The following is a 21,018-nucleotide window of genomic DNA, read 5'->3' as shown; positions in this document are numbered from 1 at the left end:
ATACGGATGACATTTTGCTCATTCTTTCAGTTAAGCAAATAACAAGGTCAGTGAAAAGCTAAGCGATTTCTATGCCAATTTTTCGTTCTAAAATAAAAATAATATTCTTTGAATGTGTTCTAATTTTTAGAATGATCGACATTAAACTTTCTAATAGACAGAATTTAACTAAATTTGTAATTTTAAAGTATGCCTTAAGCACTTAACTGAAATTCAGGACTGCATCATGTCATAGGTGAATGAAGTTAAATATAAAATTTGTGAGTTTAGTATGAATGCCATTCCAGTTCTTCAACTATTTAGCCAACCGCAATGTAGTACATTTGAACCTAAAGACTGGGAGATACTTGCTCAACACTGGTATCCAGTGGCACGTATTCAAGACGTCACAATGCAACCGCAACAAGTCCAGCTGTTAGATGTGAAAATGGCACTCTACCAAACAGAAAGTGGTGCAATTCAATTGGTTCGTGATATTTGTCCTCACCGTGGCGTACCATTAACAAAAGGCTGGGTAGAGGGTGAGGAGATTATTTGCCCATATCATGGCTTGCATTACAACACCAAAGGACAATGTACCAAGATTCCAGCACAGCCTGAACTCAGTAAAATTTCTGAGCGTTTTAGCCTGACAAAATTTCCTGTGGTTTTAAAGTATGGTTTGGTCTGGACCAGTTTATTTAGCCGTGATGAACAGCTAGCAAATTTTCCTGTTTTAGATACATGGGATGATCCAGAGCATCAAGCAATATTGCCTCCATTTGTTGATATTGCAGGCTCTAGTGGTCGTCAACTGGAAGGTTTTATTGATGTTGCACATTTTGCATGGGTGCATCACCAATCTTTTGCAGATGCAAATAATCCGATCGTTCCTAAATACACCACTGAACGAACATTTTATGGTTTACATACTGAATATGTCAGCGGTGTGAGTAATTATCCGCATGGCTTACAACATTTAGCACCAGAAGGATTTTTGTGGAAACGTATTTTTGATGTTTATCCACCATTTTCGGCGGTGTTAAAAGTTGAATTTCCACGACAAGGTGTATTAAAAATTTTAAATGCATGTTGTCCTGTTTCATCTAACAAAACCCGTTTATTTGTCCCACTCACGCGTAACTTCGACACAACAGGAGATTTACAGGCGGTTTATGATTTCAACGCTCAGATTTTTGCAGAAGATCAGGACATGATCGAAAGTCAAAAACCTGAAGAACTTCCATTAGATATTTCAATGGAAGCCCACTTTGAAGCAGACCGCTCTTCTACCATGTACCGTCGGATTCTCGCTGAGTGGGGCTTAAGTAAACGCTATATTATTTAATTTTTAATGTTTTGTGCTTTGCACCTTCGGGTGCTTTTTTAATGCCTTATAAATCTTTAAAGCATCTTTTATAAAATCTTTCAGCTTAGGTGTCAGTTTATTAAACTTTCTTCCAATTATAGAAATAATCTTATAAACCATTTGGTTCTGCTAAATTGGTATGCATTATTAAATCAAAAAATTTAAAAATATTTTAATTAAGGATTGCGAGGAATTTATCTTTAAGTTGTTGCCAGTTGGTTGAAACCCAGCATACCAGCGAACCTGCTGTCACTAAAATCACACCATACCAAAATTCTGTAGGTAAACGGGTTTGTAAAATCGTCATGGAAATCACGGTTGAAATAACTGGACTAAAATAAGACAAGGTCACCAAAATGGTAATATTGCCTTTGATAATTCCAATATTCCATGCAGCATAACCCATTGCCATCACAAAAGACACCATCGCTAACAGCGCAAAGGTAGACAGTTCAAAATGCTGGATTACATTAAAGCTAAACTCATGTGACCATAAATATTTTGCCCATAGTACACAACTGATCGCCACAAAAAAGAATGAAATCGGATTGTGTCCATCACTGTATTTTTTGGTAATAACACAATATAACGACCACAACGATGCACCAAGGAAAGCAAGAATATAGCTGGTTGGATTGGCTTGAATATTGGATAAAATATTTGTCCAGTTTAATGCGCCTTGTCCAGCTTGAATCATGACAATGCCACTTAGACTAACAGCTAAACCAACCACAACAAAAATATTAAATTTGATTTCTTTAAATAGAATCAACATGGCAACCGTTAAGCCAGGCCAAAGATAATTTACTAAACTGACTTCGATCGCTTGTTGAGCCGTTTGTGCTAGAGCGATTGCATAAGAAAAACACAACTCATAAATCACAAAGAGCAAAGTTGAAAAGATTAAATATTTCTTTGAAATAAGTTTTAAATTTGGAATTTTAAAGAAGAGCAATAAAATACATGTGCTTAAGCTATACATAAGTAGTACTGCTAAATCTGCGCCCATACTAAAACTGATTTTTTTCAGTAAACCTACGATGGATGACCACTGCAAAATTGCACTGAAACCAATCAGTGTAGCGAGATTTTTTGACATAGCAAACTTCAAATTTTAGGGGCTGTTGATTTTTCATAAAAGGCTTTCGTTGTTTATTTACAACGCAAGCCACAGCGGGGAGAGTGGTATTTTTGTCACAACGTTGTTAGCTTGCTAAACAATGCACCTCAGCATATAGCATGACTAGATTCCGTATTCAGTGTGAATATCACCTAAACAACAGGCGTAGTCACAAACATAGACGATTACTCAACAGACCCTTATTAATACAGAATTTTATGAAAGGTAAAATAATGTAAGTAATTATAACTTAAACATTCGATGAAAAGGCACACTAGGTCTAGCTTTCAGATGGAAATTACAAAAAATATTTTTGGAAAAAATCACTTATTGGTTTCTTATTCAATAAAAAATTCAACTGATCTATGCAGTATTGAGCAGATAAATATTTGATGCTCACACAGGATGATTTAGATAGATTTTCGATTAACGCCAGACAAGCATTATCAATTTAATAAAATAATTCTATAATAGCACCCATTCTGACTAATATTCGTTGATGTTAGTTTCTTTTTAAGTCAATTTGTTGTGTGTTATTTGACTTATTTTCAATATTTAAATTTATGTGTCCGTGTTCACACATAAGATTCTTTAGGTGCCCACATGGAAATCAAGGTTAATTATCTCGATAATCTTCGACAAGAAGCGAAGTTCGATGATTTTACCGTTATTGCTGATCAGCCAATTCGCTATAAGGGTGATGGTTCTGCACCGGGTCCTTTTGATTATTTTCTGGCATCATCTGCGTTATGTGCAGCTTATTTTGTTAAAGTTTATTGTGCTGCACGAAATATCCCGACTGATAACATTCGTTTATCTCAAAACAATATTGTTGATCCAGAAAATCGTTATAAACAAATTTTTAAAATCCAAATCGAACTTCCTGCTGATATTTCAGACAAAGATCGCCAAGGGATTTTACGTTCGATTGACCGTTGTACAGTTAAAAAAGTCATTCAAACAGGTCCTGAATTTGTCATTGAAGAAGTTGAAAGCATTGATGCTGATGCGCAAGCTTTGCTGATGCCAAACTTAGCAAAAGAAAGTTCAACTTATATTGAAGGTAAAGATTTACCTTTAGAGGAAACCATTGCCAATATGTCAGAGATTCTGGCAGGTTTGGGCATGAAAATAGAAATTTCCTCTTGGCGAAATATTGTTCCCAATGTGTGGTCATTACACATTCGGGATGCACAGTCACCTATGTGTTTTACCAATGGTAAAGGTGCAACCAAAGAAAGCGCTTTGGCATCTGCTTTGGGCGAATTTATTGAACGTTTAAACTGTAATTTCTTCTACAACGATCAGTTTTGGGGGGAAGAGATTGCCAATGCTGAGTTTGTGCATTATCCAGATGAAAAATGGTTTCAACCAGGTCCAAATGGTGAACTCCCTAAAGAAATTCTGGATGAATATACTTTAGAGATCTATAACCCAGACAATGAATTGTTAGGTACGCATCTCTATGACACCAACTCAGGCAATACAGCACGCGGGATTTGCTCGTTGCCTTTTGTACGTCAGTCTGATCAGGAAGTGGTTTATTTTCCTTCAAATTTGATTGAAAACTTATATTTAAGTAATGGAATGAGTGCTGGAAATACCTTAGCCGAAGCGCAAGTCCAATGTTTATCTGAGATTTTTGAACGTGCAGTTAAACGAGAAATTCTGGAAGGTGAAATTACTCTTCCTGATGTACCTGAAGATGTTTTAGCCAAGTATCCGCGTATTGTTGAGGGTATTAAAGGTCTAGAAGAACAGGGCTTCCCAGTCTTAGTTAAAGATGCATCGTTGGGTGGTGAATTTCCAGTGATGTGTGTCACCTTAATGAATCCGCGTACAGGAGGCGTATTTGCATCGTTTGGTGCGCATCCTAAGCTTGAAGTGGCTTTGGAGCGTAGCTTGACTGAGTTATTACAAGGTCGAAGCTTTGAAGGTTTAAATGATTTACCTAAGCCGACCTTTAGCAGTAATGCCGTGACTGAACCGAATAACTTTGTTGAACATTTTATTGATTCAAGTGGTGTGGTGTCTTGGCGTTTCTTTAGTGCCCAAGCTGACCATGAGTTTGTCGAGTGGGATTTTAGCAGTGCAGGTGAAAATGCCAATGCTGATGATGTTGCAACCATGATGGGCATTCTTGAACAAATGGGTAAAGAAGTTTATATGGCGGTCTATGAGCATTTAGGTGCAACTGCATGCCGTATTATCGTGCCAGATTATTCTGAAATTTATTTGGTCGAAGACTTAATTTGGGACAATACCAATAAAGCCTTGTTGTTCCGTGAAGATATCTTAAATTTACATCGTTTGGATGATGATCAGCTTGAAGCTTTGGTTGAGCGTCTTGAAGAAGTTGAGGTTGATGACTATACCGATATCGTGACGTTAATTGGTATTGAGTTTGATGATAATACAGTGTGGGGACAACTCACTATTCTTGAGTTAAAACTGTTAATTTATCTTGCTTTACAGCAGTTTGAAGAAGCCAAAGACTTGGTGGAACAGTTCCTTCAATACAACACCAATACCGTTGAACGTGGTTTGTTCTATCAGTGTATGAATGTCATGCTCGAAGTCGAACTGGATGACGAGATGGATCTGGATGACTATGAAGCGAATTTCCGCCGTATGTTTGGTGATGAGCGTATGGATGCAGTGATTGGCTCTCTAGAGGGAAGCATTCGTTTTTATGGTTTAACAGAAACCAGCATGAAGCTAGAGGGTTTAGATCGTCATTTACGTTTGATTGACAGTTATAAAAAATTGCATAAGGCACGTGCTCAAGCAGTTGCTCATACATATTAAATTATGCGAGTCTAAACATTTTAATAAAACCCAAGATTTGACTTGGGTTTTTTTATTTTAAATCAATGTATTATTTTAATTTTTTTATATAGTCAAAGTTTAAATGAAAATAATGATCATTTATATTTGAGAAAATATATATTTTGTGTTAAGTTTTCCTAAATTAAAAATAAGCGCTTCATAATAATAGTTAAATCATCTTTTTACTATGTCGAATTGTCAAGCTTACACAGGAGCGCGTTTAGCTAAAAAGGGAGCATCCATGAGTAAGTTACGTTGTTATGTCATGTTTACGTTTTGTATGCTTGCTATAAATTTTACCTTTGCAAAATCAGAATTAAAAAATACTGGAAATAATATGATTAATTTAGAAAAAACCAAAACCTATTGTATTGGGCGTTATGTAGTTGAAATTCCTGCTGAAGCAAATCCACTGCAACGATACGACCAATATGATTCTTTTATTATTAAGGTACAGGAAAATGCCAATCCTCAAGATTTTAATACAGCTGTTCAAAAGTGGAGAAATGATTACTCAAAAGGAGACAGAAAAATTTTTGAAGATCCAAAAGAACAAGTATTTAATGGTCGACTAACTAAGATTTTTAAGGGGAAATTAGCTGATAAAAAAATAATTCCTTATGATGTGTTTGGCTTTGTACTTGACCGAAGAACCTTGTTTTTAATTGAAGGTGGACATAGTGACTTACCGATGTGGACTGAAAAAAGTAATGAAGCAATGCAGCATTTGATTAAAAATTTACGTTATCGTCCCGAACATGAAATTCCACAAGAAAACGGTCAATGTATTTATCAGGGTTTTATTCAAGATAATGATAAAAAATTTAGACATAGTAAACAAAAAATAGGTTTTAGATTTAAGGGCTTTCCGACTGTCGTTTTAAGATTTGATGCAGAAACAAACTCAAGAGATACAGCACAACTGATTCCAAGAATTGAGAATAAATTAAGACAGGTTGGACAAAGCCAACGCCAAATAGATAAAGATAATATTCGAAAAGGTGAAAAAAATACGCCGTATTTAATAGGTCAAGAATGGATTTCTGTAGAGAAAATGAAAGGCAAGAATGGAATCAGTGCTTTATGGGAACATACCGGAACTGCAAGAGATAATAAAGACCCTTTGATTGGTTTTGAAGTAGATACTGCCCGTTCTTCTCCCTATACAGAAAGCAGCAGTATGGAACAATTTGATGCATTAAAACTATATGAATCGATTTTAAAAACAATCCAAAAATTTTAAAGGTGAACTTGGCAAATAATATTTGATCCTATTTCACTATAAAGAGAATACCAATGAATAAAATATATGTGTCTTTGTTACTCATGATCTGTGTATTCAACACAAGCTGTACATCTGCAAAATCACAAATAAAAAATACTGGAAATAATATGATTAATTTAGAAAAAACCAAAACCTATTGTATTGGGCGTTATGTGGTTGAAATTCCTGCTGAAGCAAATCCACTGCAACGATACGACCAATATGATTCTTTTATTATTAAGGTACAGGAAAATGCCACTCCTCAAGACTTGAATGTTGCCATTGAAAAAGTAAAAAAAGAATATTCTGAAGGAGACTGGTTTCTTACTGAAGATCCTCCAATACAGAAAATAGCAGGACGACTTACCAAAACCCTCAAGGGTAAAACATCCAAAGATCAAGGTGATCCTTTTTCGGTCTTTGGTTTTGTACTTGACCGAAGAACTTTGTTTTTAATTGAAGGTAGACATAGTGACTTACCGAAATGGACTGAAGGAAGTAATGAAGCAATGCAGCATTTGATTAAAAATTTACGTTATCGTCCCGAACATGAAATTCCACAAGAAAACGGTCAATGTATTTATCAGGGTTTTATTCAAGACAATGATAAAAAATTTAGACATAGTAAACAAACATTGGCTTTCGATTTTAAAGACTATCCGACTGTCGTTTTAAGATTTGATGCAGAAACAAACTCAAGAGATACAGCACCACTGATTCCAAGAATTGAGAATAAATTAAGACAGGTTGGACAAAGCCAGCGCCAAATAGATAAAGATAATATTCGAAAAGGTGAAAAAAATACAATGTACTTAATAGGTCAAGAATGGATTTCTATAGAGAAAATGAAAGGGAAGGATGGGATCAGTGCTTTATGGGAACATACTGGAACTGCAAGAGATAATAAAGACCCTTTGATTGGTTTTGAAGTAGATACTGGATATTCAACTCCGTATAGTGAAACTAGCAGTTTAAAACAATTTGATGCAATAAAATTATATGAATCAATTTTAAAAACAATCCGTAAATTCGGAGAATAATCATGTCAAATAATGTGTATACACACGAAGCCTATGAAATTCTTTATGAATCAGGCAGTATTTCTTATGTTTCACAGACCACCCCAAGCAGTGTGAAAACGGAGTGTGAAATAATTGTACCAGCAAAATATGTAGTACCCATTATTTTTATCCCAGGTATTATGGGGTCAAATATCAAAGATACAAAGAAGAATAAAGTCTGGTATCCCAAAGTCTCACTTTCCACGATCATCGAATACAGTAAAAGAGATGCCAAGGAACGGCAAATAGCACTGAATCCTAAAACGACTGAAGTGGGGTTTGATGGTGAGGTCAAATTAAGTAAAAAACTCATTCCTCACATTACCAAAGAAATCGCACTGGCACGAGGCTGGGGCTCGGTGATCAATCTTGGTTATGCAAATGTATTGATTTATTTAGAAAGTCATTTAAATCGAGCATTTAAGAAATTGAAAGATCAACAAAAAGACCAGTTTAAAGGTACTGCGGAATGGGAGAAAATTGTAAAACCTGGAAATGCGACAACAGAAAAAATACTCAACAACTGGTCAAGCGCCAAAGTCATCGAATTATTAAGTTTGGAACAACATGAAACACTGGCTGATTACGAGTTTCCAGTATTTGCCTGTGGCTATAATTGGCTAGAGAGCAATATGCAGTCCGCGGACAAAATTGCGGATCGACTTAATCATGAAGTTTTAAAACAAGTTAAAAAAGAATTCCCGACATCAGAATTTAAAAAATTTATTATCGTTAGCCATTCTATGGGCGGTTTGGTAACACGTGCCTTGATTCAAAACGATAAAGTTAAAGATAAGATCGCGGGTGTGGTGCATGGTGCGATGCCTGCCACGGGAGCGCCTGCAGTCTATCAACGCCTCACTGTTGGTTGGGATGGTTGGAAAGCATCTACGGGGCTGATGAATAGCTTAAAAGCCTGGATCACCAAATTTATGTTTGGAGATACCTCTGAACGCTTAACAGCGACTTTAGCAAGCGCGCCTGGAGGCTTGGAGTTATTACCCTTTTCAAATTATGTAAATGCTAAAGATTTTCCAAAAAATCCTAAAGCATGGATATTCATCAAGGCTAAAACTCCCAACGGTGAAATTACCGCGTCATTACCTCGAACGGCTAATCCGTATACTGAAATTTACAAAAGAAAAGACAGCTGGTGGGCAATGATGAATCCAGATTTTATCGATCCTGCTGGATTACTTTCAGTAGAAGTTCAAGAACAAAGATTGGAGAGTATATTTGATGTTTATAAACTAAATGTGGATATAGTAAAAAAATTACATGAGCATATTATGGATACTTATCATACCAATACATATGCAAACTATGGTGCTGATGAAAGTTTTAAAGCATTCGGTCAAGTCGTATGGCGTTGCAAGGAAGAATTAAATATCAGCAGTGAACAGGAACTGATTGAATTAATGGATTTATATGGTAAGCAAGAGCATATTGAGTTTCCAAATATACAAGATAGAAGTAACGTCAAAGTGGAAGATCAAGGCAATCTTCAAGAAGACGATGCTGATTTAATCATAGAGGGTTCAAAAACACACAATTTAAATAATAATGCGTATAAAAAAGACGGCGTAAGACAAGTTTTATTGGATGAAAAATTTAAAATTTCTAAAACCAATAAAGCGACATTTTATTTAGATCTAAAACCCACTTCAAAAGGTGATGGTACAGTGTGTTATCAATCTGGAGAGGATGTCCGAACAAATGAGCAGGCACTGAAAGGAACTTTTATAATTAATGGTTATGAACATGCCAGTAGTTTTGACAATGCGGATGTACAGTTAAATACTCTATATTGTATCGCCAATATCGTTTACATTATTCACAAAGCCTCATTAGCAGAGGCGTGTGAATCGAAGACTGAGAGTAAATAAACCTATTTATATTGGTTTAAATAGGGCACATTTTTTATAAAACTATGAAGCGTCAATCTGCTTAAAATAGTTAGATAATAAGCGTACAACAGTGCTTTGCTCAACGAGGGAAATTGAAGCAGATGTAAGCAACAATATTCAGAGTTTAGATTTTAAATAACTCAAACTTACAGTTTTAATCCATCACTAAATTCTGATATTTGTCCGCCTGTGCTCTTAAAAAATCCCAGACCAATTTAATACGGGGTTCGTGCTGTAAATCAACCAAAGTCAGCATCCAAAAGGTATGAATAAAGCGAACTTCTTCTGCTAAAACCTGTTCAAGTTCAGGTTTATTGTCCGCTAAAAATTTGGGCAAAATTGCCAATCCAGCACCAGCACTGACAGCGATCTGTTGGGCTAAAATACTGCTACTTCGAAAATTAGCATTCAGTTGTAAAGGTAAACGTTCTAAACAATACAGTTCAGGACTGTAAATTAAATCATCAATATAATTCACAAATTTATGATTTTTTAAATCTTCAAGTTTTTTAATAGGTTGGGTGCATTCTAAATAGGTTTTACTGCCATAAATTTTAAGGCAATAATCCGTTAAGCGGGTAATAATATACGGACCAGATTTAGGACGATCAATTGAAATTACAATATCAGCTTCACGATGCGAAAGTTTAATCATTTTAGGCACAGGGATGAGATCAATAGTGAGCAGTGGATATTGCTTGGATAATTCTGCCAATAACTGAGCTAAAAAAGCAGTACCAAAGCCCTCCGGTGTGCCAATTCGCACATGTCCCTGCAAAGGTAAGTTCGGTTTTTCAATTTGCAAAAAGGCTTGTTCCATCTGTTCGACACGAGGTACAAGAGCTAAACCTTCCTGTGTAAGTTCATAGCCCGTTGCTTCTCTTCTAAATAATGGTGTACCTAAAGCAAGCTCTAAAGCCTGTATTCGTCGAGATACTGTGCTGTGTTCAACCCCAATGATCCGTGCAGTATTGGTAAGCGTTTTTGCGCGAGCCAGCACCAAAAAAAACTGTAAGTGATCCCAATCTACTTTCATTGTTCAAGATGTCCTTGTGCATATTTGCACATTCATTGTGCGTTAATTTCTATTGGTCATCTATATTTTCTTTGTTAGTTTGAATTGAAACAGAGCTGATGAAAATACTGCTTTTGGCTATTTTCTAAGAAAGTAACAACAAAAAAATAGTGCCTATGGAGAGGTTATGAACACGATGTCAAATATTCATTCGACGACGGCTAAATTATTAATTAATGGAAAATTTACCGAATCCAATACAACCGAATGGCAAGATATTTTAAATCCTGCAACACAGGAAGTTCTGGGTCGTGTACCTATGGCGACTTTGAATGAAGTGGATGCGGCAATTGCGGCTGCACAGGAAGCTTTTAAAACTTGGCGTTTAACACCAATCCAAGCACGCATGCGCATTATGCTCAAGTTACAGGATTTAATCCGTGACAACATGAAAGATATTGCCCGTGTGTTGACTGCTGAACAAGGCAAAACTTTGGCAGACGCAGAAGGTGATATTCAACGTGGTTTAGAAGTGGTTGAACATGCTTGTTCAATTGGCACTTTACAAATGGGCGAATATATCGAAGGTGTGGCACGTGGTGTAGACACCTATACCTTGCAACAACCACTGGGCGTATGTGCAGGTATCACTCCATTCAACTTTCCTGCCATGATTCCTTTATGGATGTTTCCAATGGCAATCGTGTGCGGTAACACCTTTGTTCTTAAACCTTCTGAGCAAGATCCATTATCGACCATGATGTTGGTTGAGTTGGCTGTACAAGCAGGCGTTCCAGCAGGTGTATTGAATGTTGTTCATGGCGGTAAAGAAGTGGTGGATCGTCTATGTACACATCAAGATATTAAAGCAATTTCTTTTGTCGGTTCAACTGCTGTGGGCACACATGTCTATAACTTAGCAGGTCAACATGCTAAACGTGTGCAATCTATGATGGGGGCAAAAAACCATGTTGTGGTGATGCCAGATGCCAATAAAGAACAAACCTTAAATGCCTTGGTGGGTGCTGCTTTTGGTGCTGCTGGGCAACGATGCATGGCACTTTCTGTTGCGGTGATGGTGGGTGAAACCAAAAACTGGGTTGATGAATTAGTCGAAAAAGCCAAGACCTTAAAAGTCAATGCAGGGCATGAACCTCAAACCGATATTGGTCCTGTTATTTCTCCACGTGCCAAAGCCCGTGTTATAGATTTAATCAATAGTGGTGTTGAACAAGGCGCTCAATTATTGCTTGATGGTCGCGATGTAAAAGTGGCTGGCTATGAACATGGTAATTTTGTGGGAGCAACTATTTTCAACCAAGTTACAACCGATATGCGCATTTATACAGAAGAAATTTTTGGACCTGTGCTTGCCATTATTCATGTTGATACGCTTGAACAAGCTATGGAGTTGGTCAATGCAAATCCATTTGGAAATGGCGTAGGTTTGTTCACTCAAAGCGGTGCGATTGCCCGCACTTTCCAAAACAACATTGATATAGGACAAGTCGGCATTAATATTCCAATTCCTGTACCTGTTCCGTTCTTTAGCTTTACAGGTTCACGAGGTTCAAAACTCGGAGACTTAGGACCTTATGGCAAACAAGCCGTACAGTTCTATACGCAAACCAAAACCATCACGAGCCGTTGGTTTGAAGATACACAAGAAAAAGGTGAAGTGAATACCACCATTAGCTTGCGTTAATCGAGGAGTTCAAGGATGAATATTGCATTTATTGGTCTAGGTAATATGGGCAGTAAGATGGCTCATAATCTCCTCAAAGCTGGTTTAAAGGTACATGGCTTTGATTTGAGTGAAGTTGCCATTGCTCATTTTACTGAAGCAGGAGGCATTGCACATGCCAACCCACAAGCTGCTGCTGAACAAGCCGATGTGGTGATTACTATGCTCCCAGCTGCAAAACATGTAAAAGAGGTTTATTTGGGTGAAAATGGCGTACTTGCAGTACTCAAAAAAGGTAGTTTATGCATAGACAGCAGTACCATTGATCCACAAACCATCAAAGACATTGCAGTCGTAGGCGCAGAGCAAGGGATTCAAGTATGCGATGCACCAGTATCAGGTGGTACGATTGGTGCACAAGCAGGAACTCTGACATTTATGGTCGGTACAGACTTAAATACCTTTGAACAAGTTCAATCTGTACTCAAACCAATGGGCAAAAATATCGTGCACTGTGGCGAAGTGGGTGCAGGTCAAATTGCGAAAATTTGCAATAATCTTATTTTAGGCATTTCGATGGTAGCCGTTGCTGAAGGCATGGCACTTGGCGCAAAACTCGGTATTGATCCACAAGCTTTAGCAGGGGTGATCAATAGCTCAAGTGGTCGTTGCTGGAGTTCGGAAGTGTGTAACCCTTGGCCGGGTATTTCTGCAAATGCACCTGCTGAACGTGGCTATAGTGATGGTTTTGCCACGCAATTGATGCTGAAAGATCTTGGTCTAGCCATTGAAGCAGCAGGGCAAGTCAAACAACCTGTTCTTTTAGGTGGTTTGGTTCAGCAGTTGTATCAGCAACTGTGTATGCAAGGAAATGCCCAGCTCGATTTTTCTAGCATTATCCAACAATACTTAGCGAAAGAAGCTTAATCCAAATATCAGCCATTTCACCATCAAAGGATGGTGAAAGCTATAGATTCACTCGTGTCATGAATAACAATAAATCCAGACTGGAGTAAATAATATGTCGAATTATCATCAAGTTGCTAATTCATTTAATTTAGACGGTGCAGTAAAAGCAATGTTATCGGGTTCAGTCGAGCAACTGAACGCATGTTATGAATGCTGCGATCGACATGCAGATGCTGATAGCGAAAAAATTGCCTTATATTGGCAAGGCAAAGATGGACGCAAACAACAGTATACGTTTAGTCAACTGAAAAAGTGGTCGAGTCAGTTTGCTAACTTTTTAAAATCACAAGGTATCCAAACAGGCGATCGTATTTCGGGTTTACTACCAAGAACACCAGAATTGCTGGTTGTGATTTTGGGAGCTTGGCGAATTGGTGCAGTTTATCAGCCACTTTTTACTGCATTTGGTCCCAAAGCCATTGAACATCGTCTTCAATTGGCAAAAAGTAAATTGGTCGTAACTGATACAGCGAATCGAAGCAAATTGGATGAAATCGCACAATGTCCACAAATAATGACGGTTGCTGATCAGCATGGTCATGGTGTTATGGATGGCGATTTAGATTTTTGGCAAAAGGTCGAACAACAGTCTGAACACTGTGATTTGGTCAGGCAAAATATTCAAGCTCCATTTTTGTTGATGTTTACCTCGGGAACCACTGGACCTGCGAAACCCTTAGAAGTACCACTGAAAGCCTTAATTGCTTTCGGTAATTACATGAAAGATGCCATTGGCTTACGTGAAGAAGATAACTTTTGGAATATTGCTGACCCGGGTTGGGCATATGGTCTGTACTATGGCATTACGGGACCATTGCTGTTGGGGCATGCAACTTTATTTTATGAAGGTGGTTTTAGCATCGAAAGTTTATGTCAAATTATTGAGGATTATAAAATAACCAATTTGGCAGGCGCACCGACCGCTTATCGTATGATGATGGCTGCAGATCCTGCCCAAATGGCGCAACTGAAAGGTAAATTTCGTGTAGTCAGTAGTGCCGGTGAACCTCTAAATCCTGAAGTTTTCCGCTGGTTTAAACAGGCACTCGATGCACCTATTTTCGATCATTATGGACAAACTGAGGTTGGCATGGTGGTGTGTAACCATCATGGTTTGGAGCATGAGGTGCGTGCTGGTGCTGCTGGTTTTGCAAGTCCAGGATACCGTGTTGCTGTGCTTGATGAACAAGGCAACGAGCTTCCAGCAGATACACCTGGAATTTTAGCAGTGGATATCCAGCAATCACCGATGATGTGGTTCGGTGGCTATCAAGAAAGCCGTAAATCACCTTTTGTAAAACATTACTATTTAACCGGTGATACTGCTGAACTGCATGCAGATGGCAGCATGAGTTTTGTTGGGCGTAGTGATGATGTGATTACCACCTCAGGCTATCGAATTGGTCCTTTTGATGTAGAAAGTGCTTTACTTGAACACGATGCGGTCATTGAAGCAGCTGTAATCGGTGTTCCTGATGCGGAAAGAACTGAAATCGTCAAAGCTTTTGTGATTTTAGCAGAGCATCAAATTGCTTCTGACAGTTTGGCAGAACAACTGGGGCAATTTGTTAAAAAGCGCTTATCGGCACATGCTTATCCAAGACAAGTGGAGTTTGTGACAGAGCTTCCAAAAACACCTAGTGGCAAAATCCAACGGTTTTTATTGCGTAATCAAGAGATTGCCAAACAACAATTAGAAAAGAATGCAGGTTAGTATAAATCCTGCATAAGCTGAGCAGGCTTTATGCAGGTGATGTAACAGATCAAGGAATGAAAAATGCAATTTACTGAAGAACAATTATTGATTCAGGATATGGCGAAAAATTTCGCTCAAGAACAAATTAAACCGTATGCAGCAGAATGGGATAAACACAGTGTATTTCCAAAAACAGCATTGTCTCAAATGGGACAATTGGGTTTTATGGGGATGTTAATTTCTGAACAATGGGGTGGTTCTGATACAGGAAATTTGGCTTATGTGCTTGCATTAGAAGAAATTGCAGCAGCAGATGGTGCAACTTCAACCATCATGAGTGTACATAATTCTGTGGGTTGTGTGCCGATCGCTAAATTTGGTACGGATGAACAAAAACAAAAATACTTAATACCCTTAGCGCAAGGGGAAATGATTGGCGCATTTGCTTTGACTGAACCGCATACTGGGTCTGATGCCGCAGCACTGAAAACACGCGCAGTGAAAGATGGTGATGATTGGGTAATTAACGGTGCGAAACAGTTCATTACGTCTGGACATAATGCAGGTGTCATTATTGTCTTTGCAGTAACTGATCCTCAAGCAGGTAAAAAAGGGATCAGTGCCTTTATTGTACCGCGTGAAACACCCGGCTATGAAGTCATTCGTACAGAAGAAAAACTGGGTTTACATGCCTCAGATACTTGCCAAATTGCATTGACAGATGTTCGTGTACACCAAAGCTTGATGTTGGGTAAAGAGGGCGAAGGCTTAAAGATTGCCTTGTCTAATCTTGAAGGCGGACGTATTGGGATCGCAGCCCAAGCAGTAGGTTTAGCCCGTGCAGCGTTAGAAGAAGCGAGCAAGTATGCCAAAGAACGTATTACCTTTGGGAAAGCTATTTTTGAACATCAAGCGATTGCATTTCGTTTAGCCAGTATGGCGACAGAAATTGAAGCTGCACGACAGTTGGTTCACCATGCTGCACGGTTGAAAGAGGCTGGTAAACCCTGTTTGAACGAAGCATCTATGGCAAAACTGTTTTCATCAGAAATGGCTGAACGAGTTTGTTCTTCAGCCTTACAAGTATTTGGTGGTTACGGTTATTTAAAAGATTTTCCTATTGAGCGTATTTATCGTGATGCTCGTATTTGTCAAATTTATGAAGGTACCAGTGACATCCAGCGTTTGGTCATTGCACGTAGTTTATAAGTCGTACCACAAGACACAGCGTAGCTACAGATTAGGAATTGAAATATGCAATTTGAAACGATTTTATTGGAAAAGCAAAACGGCGTAGGTTTGATTACGCTTAACCGTCCCAAGGCATTAAATGCATTGAATTCTATGTTGATTGATGAATTGAATTTAGCTTTGGACGATTTAGAAAAAGATCAAAATATTGGCTGTATGGTGCTGGCTGGCTCAGAAAAAGCCTTTGCAGCAGGTGCTGATATTAAAGAAATGGCAGGATTAAACTTTCCCAATATCTATTTTGATGATTTCTTTAACCTTGCCGATCGAATTGCTCAGCGCCGTAAACCTTTAATTGCCGCAGTCAGTGGCTACGCATTAGGTGGTGGATGTGAATTGGCGTTGATGTGTGATTTTATCTACTGTGCTGACAATGCCAAGTTTGGTTTACCTGAAGTAACGCTTGGGGTTATTCCCGGTATAGGCGGAACACAGCGCTTAACTTTGGCGGTGGGTAAAGCCAAAGCGATGGAAATGTGTCTGACTGCTCGACAAATGGAGGCAATTGAAGCTGAACACAGTGGTTTAGTCGCCCGTGTTTTCCCTAAAGATCAACTTTTAGCTGAAACCTTACAAGCAGCTGAAAAGATCGCTGAAAAATCTTTAGTGGCGACAATGATGATCAAAGAGTCGATTAACCGTGCTTTTGAAGTAAGTTTAGCCGAAGGTTTACGTTTTGAGCGTCGTAGTTTCCATTCAATATTTGCGACTTTGGATCAAAAAGAAGGTATGCAAGCCTTTGTAGAAAAGCGCCAAGCGCAATTTAAAAATCAATAATAAAAGGATTAAATCATGGACCACGAAAATCATTTAATCATTGAACAAAAAGGTGCTCTAGGCATCATTGTATTAAATCGTATATCGAGTCTGAATGCGCTGACCTTGGATATGATCAATGGTATTCATCAGCAAATCGAAACTTGGCAAGATGATACAACTATTCAGGCGATATTGATTAAATCCAACAGTCCAAAAGCTTTTTGTGCAGGTGGTGATATTCGTTACCTCTATGATCATTTTAAAAATGGCACAGCAGGTCATAAGGGGTACTTCATTGCTGAATATGCCATGCTGAACTGTATACGTGCCTCACAAAAAACGGTTGTGGTATTACTTGATGGCTATGTTTTGGGTGGTGGTTTTGGCTTGGCTCAGGCATGCCATATTATTGTCAGCAGTGAAAAGTCACGTTTTGCGATGCCTGAAACAGCGATTGGCTTCTTTCCAGATGTCGCAGCCACACATTTCTTATCACGGCTGGATGATATTGGCGTTTATCTGGCGACTACAGGTGACCAGATCACGAGTAGTGATGCCTTATATCTAGATTTGATAGATTACCATGTTCCCAGTCAACAGTTTCCTGCACTAGAAGAAGCTTTAAGCCAAACAGATTATTTAAGCAAAGATCATATTGATCAGATCATTTCAAAATTTATCACTCGACCTGTAGAAAGTGAACTCAGTGGATGGGTGGACAATATTCGTAAGCATTTTGGTTTTGAGAACTTAGATGAAATTGAACAAAGCCTTGCCAATGAATCAGATCAACAACATCAAGCATGGGCAACTCAAGTTTTAAATACCTTGCAGCAACGTTCCTTATTGGCCAAGCAGACCAGTTTAAGACTGCAATATTTAGGTCGAGGGCTTTCTTTACAGCAATGCATGCAACTTGAACGAGATTTGCAGGATATTTGGTTTGAGCATGGTGATATTTTAGAAGGCGTTCGTGCCCTAATCATTGATAAAGATAAGCAACCAAAGTGGCAAAAAAGCAATCCTGTTTTAGAAAAAATATTGGCTGAACTGGGTTAGACATAAAGCACACTGATGCTAAAACAATATGTTCATTCAAATAAATGAAGGGAGAATCAGAGAAATTTTTTAAGTGAATCCAAGGATCATACAAGATATATGGAATATATCTCAATGGATGTAAAAAACGGTTAAGAAGGAATAGAGCAATGAAGGATGTACAAGGAACAAATCCGAATAATAAAAAGTCATCACACCGCTTAGCAGGTATTTCAAGTATGGTGGGGACGACCATTGAATGGTATGACTTTTTTATCTATGGTGCAGCAGCAGCACTGATTTTTAATAAGTTATTCTTTCCAAACTTAGACCCTTTGACAGGTGTTCTTGCGGCATTTGCAACCTACGCTGTTGGTTTTATTGGACGACCATTGGGTGGGATCGTATTTGGACATTTTGGTGACAAAATTGGTCGTAAATCAATGTTGTTGGTGACCTTAATGTTAATGGGTATTCCTACCGTCATGATTGGGCTGTTACCTACATTCGAGTCGATTGGATATTGGGCAACCATTTGCTTAATTATCTTGCGCTTTATCCAAGGCATGGCAATGGGTGGAGAATGGGGCGGAGCAGTGCTGATGGCTGTCGAGCATGCACCTGAAGGTAATAAGGGTTTTTGGGGGAGCTTACCACAAGCCAGTACTGGTGGTGGTCTAATGCTGGCTTCAATTGCTTTAGGTCTGGTTTCGATGTTACCCGAAGAAGCACTATTTAGCTGGGGTTGGAGAATACCGTTTTTAGCCAGTATTGTGTTATTGGGCGTAGGTTGGTATATCCGAGTTAAAGTTCCAGAATCTCCAGATTTCGAGCAGGTTAAACAACAGGCTGAAGAAATTAAAGTTCCTGCATTGCAAGTATTTAAAAATCATCCTAAGGAATTATTGACTATTATATTGTCACGTGCGGCTGAAAATGCATGGTTCTATCTTGCTTCAACCTTTACCTTGGCATACACCACGACACAGTTGGGTATCGCACGACAAGAAATATTATTTGCGACGATTTGTGGTGCAGGGGTGATTATGGTCATGACCCCATTGTGCGGACATTTATCAGACAAAGTGGGTCAACGGAATATGTTTAGGTTTGGTCTATGTGTCTTAGCACTGTATAGCTATCCATTCTTTGCCATGTTGAATACCAAAGATCCTGTGCTGGTTTGGACTGCGATTGTATTGGCAATTGGCGTTGTATTCCCAATTATGTATGCACCACAATCTCAGCTTTTTGCGCGTCAATTCCCTGCTGAAATTCGTTATAGCGGTATTTCGATCTCTGTACAGTTTGCGGGTGTATTAGGTGGAGGTTTAGCTCCTTTGATTGCGACAAAACTTTTAAGTATCGGTGGTGGTAGCACACATTTGGTCATCACTTATATCGTCAGTTTTGCTGTGATTGCCATCATTGCATCATCATTCTTAAAGCCTGATGTATTTCCAAACAAAGCAAAGTCTTTTGCACAAAAAGAAATTAAATCCTCATAAAATTTAAAATACTCAGCAACATGCACAGCTTACGCTAAATTCATGTTGCTGTTTTTTTACCAATAATTAAAAATGCCCATTATTGGTTCATAACTATGGCTTTAAACAGCATATTTTTAATTAAAAACCTCTAAATCCTGTCATTTTTTGTTGTGGCATGAAACTTGCTGTACTTCATATACACAATATTTCTATTTTTCAATGATTAAGGGGCTGTTATATGTTTAAGCACACGGTTTTGTCTTTATTTATTTTTGCCACTCTCGGTTCTTCAGTCGCTCAAGCAGATAATTTTAATGTTCTTAAACAGCTTTCCACTAAACCCGTTCAGCTTAAAGAAGGTGAATATAAAGGTAACTATTATGTTCCTTCGACTTTGAATACGATAACGTGGGGATACCTACCAAATAAAGATGCTAAACCTGTACTTTCGGTGCCATCTGGAAGTACCGTGACATTCGATACGGTTTCACATGAAGGCTTGCTTGAAGATCAAGGAAGAGATGCAGAAAAATTCTTTAAGTCTAAGGGTGTTCTAGATGAATATATTTTAGATGAAGCAAAAACTATTACTAAATCTCATCTAAAGCATGATTTTCATAAAGATGGACCACACATCGTGACTGGTCCAATTGCAATTCAAGGTGCACAACCTGGTGATATTTTAAAAGTCGAAGTGATTAAAGTTGAACCTCGTGTGCCTTATGGGGTGATTTCGAATCGTCATGGCAAAGGTGCTTTGGTTGGGGAGTTTCCTAAAAAACCACAACAGGCGGATGCTTCAGCCGAACATCCTGAACGCTATGGCAATGTTTCAGTATTTACCCCCATCGAAAAAAATGCCAAAGGTGAATATGAAGGCGTATTAAAAACGGAATCAGGTAAGTCAATTCGATTCCCGTTGAGCCCGTTCATGGGCATCATGGGTGTAGCACCGAATACTTCAGAACCCGTTCATTCAGTCCCACCTGCAATGTATGGTGGTAATATTGATATTAATGAATTAGGCGCTGGGTCTACAGCTTACTATCCTGTTCAGGTTGCAGGGGCTTTGTTTTACACAGGCGATAGTCATTTTGCGCAAGGTGATGGTGAAGTCGCTTTAACTGCTTTAGAGGCTTCTGCTCGTGCGACCTTAAAGTTTACTTTGTTAAAAGCAGGTAAGGATAAGATTCCGGGGCAAGAGATTATGCAACCCTTAGCAGAAAATGCTGAGTTTTGGATCACACCCGGTTTAGACCCTGACCTTGACGAAGCGATGAAAAAGTCTACACGAGAAGCAATTCGTTTCTTAAATAAAGAATATGGCATTGATGAAGCAATTGCTTATGCTTACTTAAGTGCTGCAACTGATTTTGAAGTGTCTCAAGTCGTCGATAAAACCAAAGGTATTCACGCTAAAATTCGAAAAGCTGATTTTAGAGAGTTTGCTGAAGACGCAAGTAAAGTAACAACACCTTAAATTGATATAGCTATATCGTTCAAAACAGCCTGTTCGATGAATAACAGGCTGTTTGGGTTGTATGAAACATTTAAAACAAAAATATTGAGAGATTGACCTTTTCAATT

At 38.4% G+C, this 21,018-nt stretch carries 15 protein-coding genes; 13 read left to right on the top strand and 2 right to left on the bottom strand.

Features of this window, described 5'->3' with window-relative positions:
- The first annotated feature begins 271 nt into the window (after positions 1-271).
- Positions 272-1,327, top strand: a complete 1,056-nt coding sequence (locus tag AC1Z3T_RS02945) for an aromatic ring-hydroxylating oxygenase subunit alpha (protein WP_046760710.1) — start codon at positions 272-274, stop codon at positions 1,325-1,327.
- A gap of 193 nt (positions 1,328-1,520) precedes the next feature.
- Here AC1Z3T_RS02945 and yddG read toward each other — a convergent pair whose 3' ends face one another.
- On the bottom strand, positions 1,521-2,447 hold the full coding sequence (gene yddG, locus AC1Z3T_RS02940; protein WP_100885271.1) for an aromatic amino acid DMT transporter YddG: 927 nt from the start codon (positions 2,445-2,447) through the stop codon (positions 1,521-1,523).
- Positions 2,448-3,071: 624 nt separating this feature from the next.
- Between yddG and AC1Z3T_RS02935 the strand changes: the two genes are divergently transcribed.
- From AC1Z3T_RS02935 to AC1Z3T_RS02920, 4 genes are all read left to right on the top strand, one after another.
- The gene (locus AC1Z3T_RS02935) at positions 3,072-5,276 is read left to right on the top strand and encodes an OsmC domain/YcaO domain-containing protein (RefSeq protein WP_100885270.1); all 2,205 of its coding nucleotides are present in this window, start codon (positions 3,072-3,074) and stop codon (positions 5,274-5,276) included.
- Between the two features lie 262 nt (positions 5,277-5,538).
- Complete coding sequence (locus tag AC1Z3T_RS02930; RefSeq protein ID WP_100885269.1) at positions 5,539-6,540, top strand: T6SS immunity protein Tli4 family protein; 1,002 nt, start codon at positions 5,539-5,541, stop codon at positions 6,538-6,540.
- A gap of 53 nt (positions 6,541-6,593) precedes the next feature.
- Positions 6,594-7,601, top strand: coding sequence for a T6SS immunity protein Tli4 family protein (locus AC1Z3T_RS02925; protein ID WP_100885268.1), 1,008 nt, complete (start codon positions 6,594-6,596; stop codon positions 7,599-7,601).
- A gap of 2 nt (positions 7,602-7,603) precedes the next feature.
- Complete coding sequence (locus tag AC1Z3T_RS02920) at positions 7,604-9,508, top strand: lipase family alpha/beta hydrolase (RefSeq protein ID WP_100885267.1); 1,905 nt, start codon at positions 7,604-7,606, stop codon at positions 9,506-9,508.
- 175 nt (positions 9,509-9,683) lie between these two features.
- On the opposite strand, the gene AC1Z3T_RS02915 is transcribed toward AC1Z3T_RS02920, so the two are convergent.
- A complete protein-coding gene (locus tag AC1Z3T_RS02915; protein WP_100885266.1) occupies positions 9,684-10,565 on the bottom strand; it encodes a LysR family transcriptional regulator in 882 nt (293 codons plus the stop codon).
- A 166-nt stretch (positions 10,566-10,731) separates the two neighbouring features.
- Here AC1Z3T_RS02915 and AC1Z3T_RS02910 point away from each other — a divergent pair, with 166 nt between their 5' ends.
- From AC1Z3T_RS02910 to AC1Z3T_RS02875, 8 genes are all read left to right on the top strand, one after another.
- On the top strand, positions 10,732-12,249 hold the full coding sequence (locus AC1Z3T_RS02910; RefSeq protein ID WP_100885265.1) for a CoA-acylating methylmalonate-semialdehyde dehydrogenase: 1,518 nt from the start codon (positions 10,732-10,734) through the stop codon (positions 12,247-12,249).
- A gap of 15 nt (positions 12,250-12,264) precedes the next feature.
- Positions 12,265-13,155: a 3-hydroxyisobutyrate dehydrogenase gene (gene mmsB, locus AC1Z3T_RS02905; RefSeq protein WP_100885264.1), complete on the top strand. Its 891-nt coding sequence runs from the start codon at positions 12,265-12,267 to the stop codon at positions 13,153-13,155.
- A gap of 94 nt (positions 13,156-13,249) precedes the next feature.
- Positions 13,250-14,911, top strand: coding sequence for an AMP-binding protein (locus AC1Z3T_RS02900; protein WP_100885263.1), 1,662 nt, complete (start codon positions 13,250-13,252; stop codon positions 14,909-14,911).
- A 63-nt stretch (positions 14,912-14,974) separates the two neighbouring features.
- Positions 14,975-16,102 carry an acyl-CoA dehydrogenase family protein gene (locus AC1Z3T_RS02895; RefSeq protein WP_100885262.1) on the top strand — a complete coding sequence of 376 codons (1,128 nt, stop codon included), beginning with the start codon at positions 14,975-14,977 and terminating at the stop codon, positions 16,100-16,102.
- Positions 16,103-16,147: 45 nt separating this feature from the next.
- Positions 16,148-16,921 carry an enoyl-CoA hydratase gene (locus tag AC1Z3T_RS02890; RefSeq protein WP_100885261.1) on the top strand — a complete coding sequence of 258 codons (774 nt, stop codon included), beginning with the start codon at positions 16,148-16,150 and terminating at the stop codon, positions 16,919-16,921.
- Positions 16,922-16,936: 15 nt separating this feature from the next.
- Positions 16,937-17,962: an enoyl-CoA hydratase/isomerase family protein gene (locus AC1Z3T_RS02885; protein ID WP_419319571.1), complete on the top strand. Its 1,026-nt coding sequence runs from the start codon at positions 16,937-16,939 to the stop codon at positions 17,960-17,962.
- 149 nt (positions 17,963-18,111) lie between these two features.
- The gene (locus tag AC1Z3T_RS02880; RefSeq protein WP_009586912.1) at positions 18,112-19,449 is read left to right on the top strand and encodes an MFS transporter; all 1,338 of its coding nucleotides are present in this window, start codon (positions 18,112-18,114) and stop codon (positions 19,447-19,449) included.
- 220 nt (positions 19,450-19,669) lie between these two features.
- Positions 19,670-20,911 (top strand): acetamidase/formamidase family protein, encoded by a 1,242-nt coding sequence (locus tag AC1Z3T_RS02875; RefSeq protein WP_100885259.1) that lies wholly within the window; start codon positions 19,670-19,672, stop codon positions 20,909-20,911.
- Positions 20,912-21,018 lie beyond the last annotated feature (107 nt).

Source organism: Acinetobacter sp. B-6 (assembly GCF_056930735.1).
This window is presented reverse-complemented; position numbering and strand designations above follow the sequence as displayed.